The sequence below is a fragment of the Serratia sp. FS14 genome, assembly GCF_000695995.1.
GTDB classification, from domain to species: domain Bacteria; phylum Pseudomonadota; class Gammaproteobacteria; order Enterobacterales; family Enterobacteriaceae; genus Serratia; species Serratia nematodiphila.
On the sequence record NZ_CP005927.1, the window covers coordinates 471,571 to 485,918 of the forward strand.

General features: G+C 60.4%; 11 protein-coding genes and 1 pseudogene. All 12 read right to left on the bottom strand.

Going from position 1 to position 14,348, the window contains the following annotated elements; genetic code table 11:
- The 12 genes and pseudogenes from L085_RS02175 to mutL all read right to left on the bottom strand — a co-directional run bounded on the left by L085_RS02175 (position 1) and on the right by mutL (position 14,341).
- Entirely contained in the window at positions 1 to 1,629 is a 1,629-nt protein-coding gene (locus L085_RS02175) for an isovaleryl-CoA dehydrogenase (RefSeq protein WP_044029883.1), read from the bottom strand.
- Between the two features lie 116 nt (positions 1,630 to 1,745).
- Positions 1,746 to 2,477, bottom strand: coding sequence for a 23S rRNA (guanosine(2251)-2'-O)-methyltransferase RlmB (gene rlmB / locus L085_RS02180; RefSeq protein ID WP_004933653.1), 732 nt, complete (start codon positions 2,475 to 2,477; stop codon positions 1,746 to 1,748).
- A 61-nt stretch (positions 2,478 to 2,538) separates the two neighbouring features.
- A complete protein-coding gene (gene rnr / locus L085_RS02185; protein WP_015376392.1) occupies positions 2,539 to 5,013 on the bottom strand; it encodes a ribonuclease R in 2,475 nt (824 codons plus the stop codon).
- Between the two features lie 59 nt (positions 5,014 to 5,072).
- Positions 5,073 to 5,498 (bottom strand): nitric oxide-sensing transcriptional repressor NsrR, encoded by a 426-nt coding sequence (nsrR, locus tag L085_RS02190; RefSeq protein WP_004933660.1) that lies wholly within the window; start codon positions 5,496 to 5,498, stop codon positions 5,073 to 5,075.
- 233 nt (positions 5,499 to 5,731) lie between these two features.
- Positions 5,732 to 7,030: an adenylosuccinate synthase gene (locus L085_RS02195; protein WP_025159583.1), complete on the bottom strand. Its 1,299-nt coding sequence runs from the start codon at positions 7,028 to 7,030 to the stop codon at positions 5,732 to 5,734.
- A gap of 98 nt (positions 7,031 to 7,128) precedes the next feature.
- The gene (locus tag L085_RS02200; protein ID WP_004933666.1) at positions 7,129 to 7,329 is read right to left on the bottom strand and encodes a DUF2065 domain-containing protein; all 201 of its coding nucleotides are present in this window, start codon (positions 7,327 to 7,329) and stop codon (positions 7,129 to 7,131) included.
- Positions 7,330 to 7,392: 63 nt separating this feature from the next.
- Positions 7,393 to 8,397, bottom strand: a complete 1,005-nt coding sequence (hflC, locus tag L085_RS02205; RefSeq protein ID WP_004933669.1) for a protease modulator HflC — start codon at positions 8,395 to 8,397, stop codon at positions 7,393 to 7,395.
- Between the two features lie 3 nt (positions 8,398 to 8,400).
- The gene (gene hflK / locus L085_RS02210; RefSeq protein WP_015376390.1) at positions 8,401 to 9,654 is read right to left on the bottom strand and encodes an FtsH protease activity modulator HflK; all 1,254 of its coding nucleotides are present in this window, start codon (positions 9,652 to 9,654) and stop codon (positions 8,401 to 8,403) included.
- A gap of 68 nt (positions 9,655 to 9,722) precedes the next feature.
- Positions 9,723 to 11,003: a ribosome rescue GTPase HflX gene (hflX, locus tag L085_RS02215; RefSeq protein ID WP_004933675.1), complete on the bottom strand. Its 1,281-nt coding sequence runs from the start codon at positions 11,001 to 11,003 to the stop codon at positions 9,723 to 9,725.
- A gap of 98 nt (positions 11,004 to 11,101) precedes the next feature.
- A complete protein-coding gene (gene hfq, locus L085_RS02220) occupies positions 11,102 to 11,410 on the bottom strand; it encodes an RNA chaperone Hfq (protein ID WP_004933678.1) in 309 nt (102 codons plus the stop codon).
- A gap of 114 nt (positions 11,411 to 11,524) precedes the next feature.
- Positions 11,525 to 12,465, bottom strand: a pseudogene (miaA, locus tag L085_RS02225) (tRNA (adenosine(37)-N6)-dimethylallyltransferase MiaA).
- Entirely contained in the window at positions 12,458 to 14,341 is a 1,884-nt protein-coding gene (gene mutL, locus L085_RS02230) for a DNA mismatch repair endonuclease MutL (RefSeq protein WP_044029886.1), read from the bottom strand. The pseudogene miaA and the gene mutL overlap by 8 nt, the downstream one beginning before the upstream one ends.
- Between the last annotated feature and the right edge of the window lie 7 nt (positions 14,342 to 14,348).

Below are 14,348 nucleotides of genomic sequence, written 5' to 3' on the forward strand. Positions count from 1 at the left end.
CTAACCGCCGATGGCGCGGTTCAGCAGCAGTTCGCACACCTCGGCCGACAGCAGGCTCTCGCCGCGATGATCCAGCGTCAGATGACACCAGGCATCGGCGATCTGCGGGCTGGCGTGCTGCAGCAGCTGCGCGGCGCAGCACAGGTCGAACAACTGTTGAGTGAGCAGCCGCCCCATCTCCTCACTCGGTTGCCGGGCGCGCTGCTGCCACTGCCGCCAGGCGCGATCGAACAACCGATTCTGGCCGCGCACCGGCTGCAGCTCGAACTGCAGCATTTCAAGCGCGCCCGGCAATTTGTGCAGGCTGCGCAACACGTCCAGGCACATGATGTTGCCGGAACCTTCCCAGATGCTGTTCACCGGCATTTCACGGTACAGGCGCGGCAGCTCGCTCTCTTCGCAGTAGCCGATGCCGCCCAGCACCTCCATCGCCTCGGCGATGAACGGCATGCCCTGGCGGCAGATGCTGTATTTGGCCGCCGGGGTCAGCAGGCGGCTGTAGATCAGCTCGCCCTCATTGCTGCGGCTTTCCCAGGCGCGGGCCAGCCGGAACAGCAACGCGGTATGCCCTTCCAGCCGCAGCGCCATGCGCGCCAGAACCTGACGCATCAGCGGTTGTTCGATCAACAGCTTACCGAATGCCTGCCGCTGCAGCGCATGATACAGCGCCACCGACAGCCCGCGGCGCATCAGGCCGTGGCTGCCCAGCGAGCAGTCGAAACGGGTCAGGCCGCCCATTTTCAGGATATGGCGCACGCCGTCGCCTTCATCGCCCAGCAGCCAGGCGGTGGCATCCTGAAACTCCACCTCGCTGCTGGCGTTGGAGCGGTTGCCCAGCTTGTCTTTCAGCCGTTCCAGGCGAATGGCGTTGCGGCTGCCGTCCGGCAAAATGCGCGGCAGGAAGAAGCAGGACAGCCCGCCTTCGGCCTGCGCCAGCACCAGGTGCGCATCGCTCTGCGGCACCGAGAAGAACCACTTGTGCCCCACCAGCCGGTAGGCTTCGCCCGGCCCACGCGCGCCGAGCGGCACGGCGGTGGTGGTATTGCTCAATACGTCGGAGCCGCCCTGCTTCTCCGTCATGCCCATGCCGATCAGCAGACCGCGCTTTTGCCCGCCAGGCAGCAGGTGAGCATCATAACGATCCGACAGCAGCGGCGTCAGCCAGGAGCGAAACTCGGCCGGTAACGCCTGCTGCAGCAGCGGTGTGGCGCCGAAGGTCATGGTCACCGGGCACAGCGTGCCAGCCTCAACCTGCGCATGCAGCATAAAGCGCGCGGCGCGCGCCACGAAGGAACCGATGCGCGCATCCTCCTGCCAGGGCAGGTTGTGCACCCGGTTGGCGATCAGCCCCTGCATCAGGATATGCCAGGCCGGGTGAAAGCGGACGTCGTCCAGTCGCTGGCCGGTGGCGTCGTAGCGCAGCAGCTCCGGCGGGTTGGCGTTGGCCAGCCGCCCCAGCTCCAGCGACTCCTGCGTGCCGAGCTGCTGGCCCAGCGAAGCCAATACCTCGGCGTCCCAACCACCTTGCTCGCGCTGCAACGCTTCGCGCAGCGGCGTATCGGAAAGAAACAGGTTGCTGTTACCCAGCGGCTTGGGTTGGTTAAAAACGGTGTGCGTAGTCCAGACCATGAGAGTGCTCCCTGAAAAAAGCGTCAGGAGTAAGTATGGTCGGCGCAGGGATTTCTGCCGCAGGCGGGATCACAAGAGGGGGAATTAACGGGGGCACTGCGCCCCCGTCAGGAGAATCAGCCGCGCTGACGCACCGCTTCGAACAGGCAGATGCCGGTGGCGACCGACACGTTCAGCGAAGAGACGGTACCGGCCATCGGGATGCTGATCAGCTCGTCGCAGTGTTCGCGGGTCAGGCGGCGCATGCCTTCGCCTTCCGCGCCCATCACCAGCGCCATCGGGCCGGTCATTTTGCTTTGATACAGCGTATGGTCGGCTTCGCCGGCGGTGCCCACCACCCAGACATTCATCTCTTGCAGCAGACGCAGCGTACGCGCCAGGTTGGTCACGCGGATCAGCGGCACGTTTTCAGCCGCGCCGCAGGCCACTTTCTTGGCGGTGGCGTTCAGCTGGGCGGAACGGTCGCGCGGCACGATCACCGCGTGCACGCCGGCAGCGTCGGCGCTGCGCAGGCAGGCACCGAGGTTGTGCGGGTCGGTCACGCCGTCCAGCACCAGCAGGAACGGCGTCTCCACGCTTTCCAGCAGGCCTGGCAGATCGTTCTCCTGATACTGACGCCCTTCGCGCACCCGGGCGATGATCCCCTGGTGCACCGCGCCTTCAACCTTGTCATCCAGCCATTGGCGGTTCGCCACCTGGATCACGATGCCGGTCGCTTCCAGCTCGGCGATCAGCGGTTGCAGGCGGCGATCTTCGCGGCCTTTCAGGATAAACACTTCCAGGAAGCGTTGCGGGTCGCGCTCTAACAGGGCTTTGACGGCGTGGATGCCGTAAATAATTTCGCTCATGATGCTCTTTTAAATTCGTGCGGCCGGCGATAACCGGCCGATGATAACGATGTGCGGCAGGTTAGGCCTGCTCGGCACCTTTCTTCTTGGCTGCGCGTTTGGCTTTGGTCGCCGCCGCGATTTTCCGCGTTTTGTCGGACGCTTTCTTGGCTTTCTTTTTCGCCTTCTTCACGTTGTCCGCAGGCTTGGCGTCATCCTGCTTGCGGAAGGCGCTGTCCGGCTCGAAGTTGGCCGGCGGTTTGCCGCCGCGGCGTTTGCCGCGCCCTGCGCTACCGTTGTCGCGCAGCGTACGCTGGCCGCCTTTCTTGGCGCGATCGCGCTCGGTTTTGCCTTCACCGCGCGCTTTGCGGGTGCTGGACACCAGCGCGAAGTCGATCTTGCGCTCGTCCATATGCACCGCGTCCACGCGGATCTCCACCGTATCCCCCAGGCGATAGACCGTGCCGGAAGACTCGCCGATCAGGCGCTGGCCGATATTATCGTAGCGATAGTAATCATTATCCAGCGTTGATACGTGCACCAGCCCGTCGATAAACAGATCGTTCAGGCGCACGAAGAAGCCGAAGCCGGTCACGCTGGAGATGATGCCGCTGAACACTTCACCGACGTGATCCTGCATGAAGTCGCACTTCAGCCAGTCGGCGACGTTGCGCGTCGCTTCGTCCGCGCGACGCTCGGTCATCGAGCAGTGTTCGCCCAGCTGCAGCATCTCTTCAAATTCGCTGTGCCAGCCGCCGGTCGGCGTCCAGCGCTCTTTCGGCTCGCCGTGTTCTTTGGCCAGCTGATATTTGATCGCGCGGTGCAGCGCCAGATCCGGATAACGGCGGATCGGCGAGGTGAAGTGGCCGTAAGACGCCAGCGCCAGGCCGAAGTGGCCGCGGTTTTCCGGATCGTAAATCGCCTGTTTCATCGAGCGCAGCAACATGGTTTGCAGCATTTCGTGGTCAGGGCGCTCGGACACTTCATCCATCAGCACCGCATAGTCCTTCGGCTGCGGCTTATTGCCGCCGCCCAGCGTCAGCCCCAGTTCGCTCAGCACGCTGCGCAGTGCGGAGATGTGATCGTCGCTTGGACGATCGTGCACGCGGTACAGCGCCGGCTCGTTGCGTTTCTCGACGAAGCGCGCGGCCGCCACGTTGGCCATGATCATGCACTCTTCGATCAGCTTGTGGGCGTCGTTGCGCACCGTCGGCTCTACGCGCTCGATGCGACGCTCGGCGTTGAAGATGAATTTGGCTTCTTCGGTTTCGAACGCGATGCCGCCGCGCTCGGCGCGCGCCTTATCCAGCACCTTGTACATGGCGTGCAGCTCTTCCAGGTGCTTGACCAGCGGATGGTAATGCTCGCGCAGCTCCTGATCGCCCTGCAGAATGTGCCACACCTTGTTGTAGGTCAGGCGGGCGTGAGAGCTCATTACCGCCTCGTAGAACTTGGCCGTGGACAGGCGCCCCTGGGCGGAGATGGTCATCTCGCACACCATGCACAGGCGATCGACCTGCGGGTTCAGGGAGCACAGCCCGTTGGACAGCACTTCCGGCAGCATCGGGATCACCTGCGACGGGAAATACACCGAGTTGCCGCGGCTGCGCGCTTCATCGTCCAGCGCGGTGCGCGGACGCACGTAGTAGCTGACGTCGGCGATCGCCACCCACAGGCGCCAACCGCCGCCGCGTTTTTTCTCGCAGTACACGGCGTCATCGAAGTCGCGCGCGTCTTCACCATCGATGGTGACCAACGGCAGCTTGCGCAGATCGACGCGGCCCTTCTTGGCCGCTTCCGGCACCTGTTCGCTGAGATCGGCCACCTGTTTTTCCACCTGCGGCGGCCAGGTATGCGGGATCTCATGGGTGCGCAGCGCGATGTCCACCGCCATGCTGGTGCCCATCTTGTCGCCGAGGATCTCAACGATCTTGCCAACCGCCTTGGTGCGGCGGGTCGGACGCTGAGTCAGCTCCACCACCACCATAAAGCCCATGCGCGCGCCGCTGACGCTGTCCGCCGGGATCAGAATATCGAAGCTCAGACGGCTGTCGTCCGGCACCACGAAGCCGGTACCGGCATCCATGAAGAAGCGGCCGACGATCTGGCTGGTTTTCGGCACCAGCACGCGCACGATGCGCGCTTCGCGGCGCCCTTTGCGATCCGCGCCCAGCGCCTGCGCCAGCACCACGTCACCGTGGATCGCCATTTTCATCTGTTCGGCGGACAGGTACAGGTCGTCTTTGCTGCCTTCAACGCGCAGGAAGCCGTAGCCGTCACGGTGGCCGATCACCGTGCCGCGCAGCAGATCCAAACGTTCCGGCAGCGCGTAGCACTGGCGGCGGGTAAACACTAACTGTCCATCGCGCTCCATGGCGCGCAGGCGGCGGCGCAGCGCTTCCAGCTGTTCTTCACCGCTGAGACCCAATTCGTTGCCCAGTTCTTCGCGGCTGGCCGGCGTTTCTCTTTTCGCCAAATGGGCCAGGATATATTCACGGCTGGGGATAGGGGATTCGTATTTTTCTGCTTCTCGTTCCAGGAATGGATCTTGTGACATTGCGGTTCCTCCGTTGTCATCAGCAGGATGACGTTGAGCCTTGTCTTCTCAACGTCGTTTTATTCGACAAGCAATAGCTTGTAGAGCGGCGGATTGTCTTCGACCATGTCGGCCAACGTATGCTTATCCAGCTCTTCAAGGAAATTCTGTACGCCCTGGTGGAGCACCTGCTTCAATCGGCAGGCAGGGGTGATGTGGCAAAACTCGCTGCTGCAGTTAACCAGCGCGAGCGGCTCCAGCGCCCGCACCACGTCGCCGAGGCGAATGCTCTCGGCCGGTTTGCCCAAACGGATGCCGCCATGCTTGCCGCGCACCGCCGTGACAAAACCCACCCGGCTCAACTGATTGATGATCTTCACCATATGGTTGCGAGACACGCCATAAACCTCGGTCACTTCCGAGATGCTGGTCATCTTGTCCTGCGGCAACGAGGCCATGTAGATCAACGCCCGCAGGCCATAATCAGTAAAACTTGTTAACTGCACATCTTACCTCTGGGTATCACTTTACCCGTCTGATACGCCGCTTTTCGGCGCTATTCAAAAGATTACTCATTGGATAATAAACCAGCCGGAGAGTTCGTCGCTAATTATTTAGCGAATCCCGCGCCCTAAGGCGGGTTTATGAAAGGATTTTTTGACGTGAAACCGCAATCGGAGGGAGTCAGGATAAAAACAAACCGGGACGCGCCCGGTTTGTTTAATGCCGCAAAGCCTGATTATGCGTCGAACGGGTCGCGCAGGATCATGGTTTCGCTGCGATCCGGGCCGGTAGAGATGATGTCTACCGGTACGCCGGTCACTTCTTCGATGCGCTTGATGTAGTTCAGCGCAGCCTGAGGCAGCTTGCTGTGCTCTTTCACGCCAAAGGTGGTTTCGCTCCAGCCCGGCATGGTTTCGTAGATAGGCTCGATGCCTTCCCAGCCTTCAGCCGCCAGCGGAGTGGTGTCCACTTCGCGGCCGTCCGGCATGCGGTAGCCCACGCAGATCTTCACTTCTTTCAGGCCGTCCAGGACGTCCAGTTTGGTCAGGCAGAAGCCGGACAGGGAGTTGATCTGCACGGCGCGGCGCACCGCTACCGCGTCCAGCCAGCCGGTACGACGACGACGGCCGGTGGTGGCGCCGAACTCGTTACCTTGCTTGCACAGGTACTCGCCGGTTTCATCGAACAGTTCGGTTGGGAACGGACCTGCACCCACGCGAGTGGAGTAGGCTTTCACGATGCCCAGCACGTAGTCCACATAACGCGGGCCGATGCCGGAACCGGTAGCCACGCCGCCGGCGGTGGTGTTGGAAGAGGTGACGTACGGGTAAGTACCGTGGTCGATATCCAGCAGGGTGCCCTGAGCGCCTTCGAACATGATCAGGTCGCCACGCTTGCGCGCGCCGTCCAGCAGTTCGGAAACGTCAACCACCATGGCGGTCAGGATGTCGGCGATAGACAGCACATAGTCCAGCGTCGCCTGATAATCGACGGCTTCAACTTTGTAGTAGTTGACCAGCTGGAAGTTGTGGTAATCGACGATCTCTTTCAGCTTAACGGCGAAGGTTTCTTTGTTGAACAGATCGCCGACGCGCAGGCCGCGACGAGCCACTTTATCTTCGTAAGCCGGGCCGATGCCGCGACCGGTGGTGCCGATCGCTTTCGCGCCGCGCGCTTTCTCACGCGCGTTATCCAACGCAACGTGGTAAGGCAGGATCAACGGGCAAGCTTCAGAGAGCAACAGACGTTCGCGTACCGGGATGCCACGCGCTTCGAGTTCACCCATTTCTTTCATCAACGCGTCCGGCGCCAGAACAACACCGTTGCCGATGATGCTGGTGACGTTTTCACGCAGAATACCTGAAGGAATTAAATGAAGAACGGTTTTTTCACCGTTGATTACCAGAGTATGGCCAGCGTTATGGCCACCTTGGTAGCGCACAACATATTGAGCCCGTTCAGTCAGCAGGTCTACAACCTTGCCTTTACCTTCGTCACCCCATTGGGTGCCCAGTACGACGACGTTCTTACCCATTTTTCAAAATCACCGATTGCTTAAAAATGGATTCTACCACCGTAATTTTCGATTTTCAGCACTTTTAGCATACGATTGCATAAATTTTGGGCTAGACTTTAAAGACCCGTGCGGCCGCTCAACATGTAGTAGATCACGCAGCCCGCAACCACTATTCCACCGCCAAATCGCCGCAGCGTCGCGTCCGGCAACTGCGACATCGCCACAATCATTTTGCGCCAGGCCTGCGGAAACAGCATCGGCCCCAATCCTTCCAGCACCAGAACCAGCCCGAGCGCCAGCCAAATCGTTGAGTTCATGCATCCCCCAAAAACGAGAAAGGGCCCGCGTAAACGGGCCCTCGATCAGATTGCCTCCCGCGCTTATTTGCGCAGGGTATCAGGCGACTTCATGTAGCGGAAGAAATCGCTGTCCGGGCTCAGTACCAGCACGTCCTGATTGTCCTTGAAGCTGGCTTCATAGGCACGCAGGCTGCGGATAAAGGCATAGAAGTCCGGATCCTGGCTGAACGCGTTGGCGAACAGCTTGGCTGCTTCGGCATCGCCTTCACCGCGGGTGATACGCGCCTGACGCTCTGCTTCCGCCAGGGTACGGGTCACTTCGTAATCCGCGCTGGCGCGCAGCTTCTCGGCTTCTTCCTGGCCCTGCGAGCGCAGACGACGGGCTACCGCTTCACGCTCGGCGCGCATACGCTGGTAGATGGCGTCGGACACTTCGGCTGGCAGGTTGATCTGCTTGATACGCACGTCGATCACTTCGATGCCCAGCGCCGCCATGCTGTTCGGGTTCACCTGCGGCTGTTTGCCGGTGGTTTCCCGCTCAACGCGCGCCGCCGCAGAGGCGATAGCGTCATCGGCTTCGGTGGTCGCCACTTCTTCGCCGTCGCCCACTGTGCCGGTGTTCAGCGCGTCACGCACGTCAGACATCAGTTTGCCGCGCGAGTCGGTCACGATGTCTTTCACGTCCAGGCGGCCGATTTCGGAACGCAGACGGTCGCTGAACTTGCGTTTCAGCAGCACTTCGGCCTGGGAGACGTCGCCGCCGCCGGTCGCCAGATAGTAACGGCTGAAATCGCTGATGCGCCATTTCAGATAGGAGTCGACGATCAGGTCTTTCTTCTCGCTGGTCACGAAGCGATCGGCCTGGTTGTCCATGGTCTGGATACGCGCATCCAGGTTCTTCACGGTCTCAATGAACGGGATCTTGAGGTGCAGACCCGGCGCATACACCAGCGGCTTGTTTTCGCCATCGCGCAGAACCTTGCCGAAGCGCAGCACGATGCCGCGCTGGCCTTCCTGCACCACGAACAGCGAAGCGTACAGCACCACCAGCACCGCGAGGACAATAACTACAAAAGACTTACGCATTGATTACTCTCTCCCTACGCGAGTGGTGTCGTCACGCTGCGCATTCGCCCGGCGCTGATCCATAACCGATCCGCCGCTGGTGCGCGGAGTGCTGCTGTTGGCAGCCGGCGCAGGATTCGGATTGAGGCGAATCAGGCTGGTATCCTTATTATTGCCGCTCTCCGTCGCCGCGCCTTGGCCGCGCAGCATCTGATCCAGCGGCAGCACCATCAGGTTGTTGCCTTTGTCGCTCACCAACACCTTACGGGTATGGCCCAGCACTTTTTCCATGGTTTCGATATACAGACGCTCGCGGGTGATCTGCGGTGCGGACTTGTATTCCGGCAACAGCTTGGCAAAGCGCGCCACCTCACCCTGAGCTTCCAGGACGGTGCGGTCCTTATAAGCCTTGGAGTCTTCCAGCAGACGCTGCGCCTGGCCGTTCGCACGCGGCTGAACTTCGTTGGCGTAAGCTTCCGCTTCACGGATGTATTGCTGCTCGTTCTCACGCGCGGCGATCGCATCGTCGAACGACGCCTTCACCTCTTCCGGCGGACGCGCCGCCTGGAAGTTGACGTCCAGCAGCGTGATGCCCATGTTGTAAGGACGAATGGTCTCTTCCAGCATGCGCTGCGTATCGTTACGCACCACGGTACGGCCTTCGGTCAGGATGCGATCCATCGAGTATTTGCCGATCACGCCGCGCAGGGCGCTGTCGGTCGCCTGGCTCAGGCTGTCGTCGGCATTGACGACGCTGAACAGGTACGCTTCCGGGTTGGTCACGCGGTACTGCACGTTCATTTCCACGCGCACCACGTTTTCATCGGAGGTCAGCATCACGCCGGACGCTGCCAATTCGCGCACGGACTCCACGTTCACCGGACGCACGTCGTCGATGAAGGTCGGCTTCCAGTTCAGGCCCGGCTGCACCAGATGGCTGAACTTACCGAAACGCGTCACGACGCCGCGCTCGGCTTCCTTGATGGTGTAGAAGCCGCTGGCGGCCCAGATCACCACCACGGCGACCGCCGCGATACCGATAATGCGGCCGCTGAAGCCCGGACCAGAGGTGCCGGTGCCGCCGCTATTGCTGTTGGAGCCTTTGCCCCCGCCGAAACCGCTCAATTTCTTGCTCAGTTTGCGGAAGATATCGTCCAAATCAGGTGGCCCTTGATCACGACCGCCTTTGTTGTTACCGCCAGAGTTGCCGCCATTGTTATTGCTGCTCCCCCACGGGTCGCGGTCCTGTCCGTTATTACCGGGCTGATTCCACGCCATGTTTTAGCTCCATATTCTGTGATTGGGTACTTCAGGCTTTCGCGAAGCATAAATGTAACAGGATATGATCATACGATAAAGTCAATCAGGTCCTGTTCTTGCTTGCAGAGACGACGCCATTCGACGATCGGCATTCGCACCACCACGCCAATGCTGCCGTCTTCTTCGTTCCACTCTTTTTCAATCGCCTGAAGCTGGTAAAAACGGCTGCGAAGACGGCCTGCCCGTGGCGGTAAGCGCAATTCGTAATGCGCGATCTCCCCCGATAAGCGCTCCGTCAACGCCTGATACAGCAACGGAATACCCTCTCCGCTGGCGGCGGACAGCCACACCCGGATCGGCAGGTTTTCGTCGTTGCGGTCGATACGCGGCACAAAATCGTCCAGCATATCTATTTTGTTCATCACTAACAGTGTAGGAATTTCATCCGAGTCTATCTCCGCCAGCACGGTGTTCACCGCTTCGATGTTCTCATCGACGCGCGGATCTGCGGCATCGATGACGTGCAGCAGCAGAGATGCCTGGCGCGTTTCCTGCAGCGTCGCCTTGAAGGCGGCCACCAGATCGTGCGGCAGGTGCCGGATAAAGCCTACGGTATCCGCCAACACGGTATCCCCCACGTCCGGCACGTCAATGCGCCGCAACGTAGGATCCAGGGTGGCAAATAGCTGGTCCGCCGCATACACCTCGGCAGACGTTATTCGGTTAAACAGGGTGGATTTGCCGGCGTTGGTGTAGCCCACCAGCGATACGGTCGGCACATCGGCGCGGGTCCGCGCGCGTCGGCCTTGTTCACGCTGCTTTTCTACCCGCTCCAGGCGGCGCAGAATCAAGCTGATGCGATCGCGCAACAGGCGACGGTCGGTCTCAAGCTGGGTTTCCCCCGGCCCACGCAGGCCAATCCCCCCTTTTTGCCGCTCCAGGTGCGTCCAGCCGCGTACCAGGCGCGTGGCGATGTGACGCAACTGCGCCAGCTCCACCTGCAGCTTACCTTCATGGGTGCGGGCACGCTGGGCAAAGATGTCTAAAATCAACCCGGTGCGATCGATCACCCGGCATTCGCACAGGCGCTCGAGGTTTCTTTCCTGCGCCGGGGAAAGGGAATGATCAAACAGGACAACAGACGCGCCGCTGGCTTTCACCGCATCTGCAATTTCTTCGGCCTTTCCTTCGCCGACAAAGTACTTCGGATGCGGGGCTTTGCGGCTACCAGTCACCACTTGCAAAGCTTCGACACCGGCTGAGGAGACCAGCGATTCGAACTCGTTGAGGTCTTCCGTATCTTTGTCTTGCGAGAAATAGATATGAACCAGTACGGCCTGCTCACCGGCTTCATAACGGTCAAACAAGCGTGCAACCTCTCAAACGGACACTCACCGTGAGTTTGGGGGACATAAACAGCCCGCGGCTGCTTATGCTCCCCGTCATGGTTGACTTGCAACGCGCTTTATTCAGCGTCATCGCTTTCCTGCTGCGGCTGTTGCTGCGCAGACGGATTGTTGCCATGGTGATAGTTGCTTGAACCGCCGCTCGGGTTGTTGCTGTGATGCGAAACCGGGCGTGACGGGACAACGGTAGAGATAGCGTGCTTGTACACCATCTGGCTAACCGTGTTCTTCAACAGGATGACAAACTGGTCAAAAGACTCAATCTGGCCTTGCAGCTTAATACCATTCACCAAATAAATAGAAACCGGAACACGTTCACGACGCAATGCGTTCAGGAACGGATCTTGCAAAGATTGCCCCTTAGCCATTCTATCTTTTCCTTATTTGCTTGTTGTTTGTAACTAAGAACCTGTCGGCTCTAAAATAAACGACGTAAAAAATTTGCGCGCTGAATACTCAGCAATTGTACACAATCACCCAACCTATGCACTAACAACCTGTGTCACCGAGTCCAAAGCCTCTCCCGGCTTTTCACTGTCCAACCAATGGACCGACTCCCAACCCCGTAACCAGGTCATCTGGCGTTTAGCCAACTGACGTGTTGCGCAAATACCACGATAAACCATCTCATCGTAACTAATTTCACCAGACAAGTATGACCACATCTGGCGGTAACCGACACAGCGAATGGAGGGCAAGTCCGTATGCAAATCACCCCGTGCGAAAAGTGCACGCGCTTCCGTCTCAAAACCCGCCGCCAACATTTGATGGTACCGCAGCTCGATGCGTTGATGGATCAACTCACGGCTGGTCGGCGCTATCGCAAATTGGTGAACTTGATACGGCAACGATTCACCCGAAATTTTAGTCAGTTCCGTTAAAGTTTTACCCGAAATAAAAAAACTTCCAGTGCTCTGGACAGTCTCTGCGGATCATTCGGATGAATTCTCAATGCCGCGACCGGATCGATCGCCTGTAACTGACGGTGCAACGCCTCCCAGCCCTGCTCCGCCGCTTGCCGTTCGATGCGCTCGCGCACCGCGGGATCGGCGGACGGCAACGGCGACAATCCTTCCAGTAACGCCTTGAAATACAACATGGTGCCGCCCACCAACAGCGGAATGCGACCGGCGGCGGTGATGTCGGCCATCTCTTTCAACGCATCGGCGCGAAACTCCGCGGCCGAGTAAGCTTCGGCGGGATCGCGGATATCGATCAGCCGGTGCGGCGCCTGCGCCAATTCTTCGGCGCTCGGCTTGGCGGTGCCGATATCCATGCCGCGGTAAATCAGCGCGGAATCGACGCTGATCAGTTCCACCGGCAGGCGTTCGCGCAGCGCGATCGCCAGCGCGGTCTTGCCCGAGGCGGTTGGCCCCATGATGAAAATAGCCGGGGGACGTGGTGTCATTTCAGTGTCAGTCATGCTTGAGGGCCGCCAGTGCGGCCTGTAAATCAACGGGTTGTAAAAGTCCGCTCGGTGGCGATTTGACCAGCTGCGGGCAAAGTCGTTCAACGTCGGTCAGCAATTGTATCGCTTGCGAGGTGTTCCACTGTTCATGTTCGCTGCCAAGGCGACGAGCGAGCCAGGTAGCCAGCACCGCGGGCGACATCTCCTGATGTTCGGCCAGATAGCCTAACAGTTCGGGTATCAGTTTTTGTAAATTTTGTTGGCGTAATGGTAAAGGCACTGCGCGCAGCGTCACACGGCCGTGATCCGCCTGCAGATCCAGCCCCATCATCGTCAGCAGCGCCTGATGCCGCGCGATGGCCGCCGCTTCGCTCTTCTCCAACGTCAGCTTGACTGGGATCAGCAGCGGCTGCGGCCGCAGCCCTTCTGCCGGCGGGTTGAGCTGCGCCTGGCGCAGCCAGCGTTCCGCCACCGTCAGATTGAGCAACGCCGGCTGCTGGCACTGTTCAATCAACGCATAACACGGCGGATGGATCATCAGCACCCGGCCAAAGCTGTGTTGCCCGCTCGCCAACGGTGTTTCCGCTGCGGCTTTCGCCGGCGGGAACAGCGGCGGCTTGCTCGGGGTTTCCGGCGCGGCCTCGACCGGCGGCTCGGCGGCGGGCTGCATCAGTTTACCGTACAGCTCGCCTTCGCGTTTTTGGTAACCGCCCGCCGTTTGCCAACCGGGCTGCGGCGCGCGCTCGCGGGCGGCGCCGGGCGATGACGGCGTTTCACGACGCGACGCCGGCAAAGAAAAATGGTTGCCGCCGGCGGCGACGCGGTTTTCCTGCTGCCAGACCGGCGCGGGCGCTTCGTCCGGCGTTTCCGCCAGCGGCAGCGACGGCGTCTGCCCGGCCTGTTGCAGCACGGTGGTCACCGCCTGGTAGATAAAATCGTGCACCAGCCGCGCCTGATGGAAACGCACCTCGTGCTTGGCGGGATGAACGTTGACATCCACCTGGTGCGGATCGACCTCCAGATACAGCACGTAAGCGGGCTGCTGATCGTCCTTCAACTGATCCTGATAGGCCTGACGAATGGCGTGATTGATCAAACGATCGCGCATCATGCGACAGTTGACGTAACAATACTGCATTTCACCCAGTTGGCGTGCCCCGGCCGGATCCGCCACCCAACCGCGGATGCTCAGATCGCCGTGCTGCCAGTCGATGCTCAGCGCATGCTGTAAAAACGCCGGGCCGCAGATGCTGCCCAAACGGCGCTCGTGCTGGCTCTCTTCCTTCGCCGCCCGGTATTGACGGATCAGTTTGCCGTTGTGGCTGAGGTTGATCGCCACATCGAAACGCGCCAGCGCGATGCGCCGCACCACTTCATCGATATGGCCAAATTCGGTTTTCTCGGTGCGCATGAACTTGCGGCGCGCCGGCGTGTTGTAAAACAGATCCAGCACTTCCAGCGTGCTGCCGACCGGGTGTGCAGCGGGTTTGACCGTCACCGCCTGCTCGCGCCCTTCGGCATAGGCTTGCCACGCCTCGCTTTGTTCGGCGGTGCGCGACGTCAGGGTCAAACGGGACACCGAACTGATACTGGCCAGCGCTTCGCCGCGAAAACCGAGGCTGACGATCGCTTCCAGGTCGTCGAGCGTGCTGATTTTACTGGTAGCGTGTCGCGCCAGCGCCAGCGCCAAATCGTCCTTGCCGATGCCGCAGCCGTTATCGCGAATGCGGATCAGCTTGGCACCGCCGCGTTCGATATCGATATCGATGCGCGTCGCACCGGCATCCAGACTGTTTTCCACCAGCTCTTTGACCACCGACGCGGGGCGTTCAACCACCTCTCCGGCGGCGATCTGGTTGGCGAGCTGTGGCGGTAACACCTGGATAGGCATGCTGACT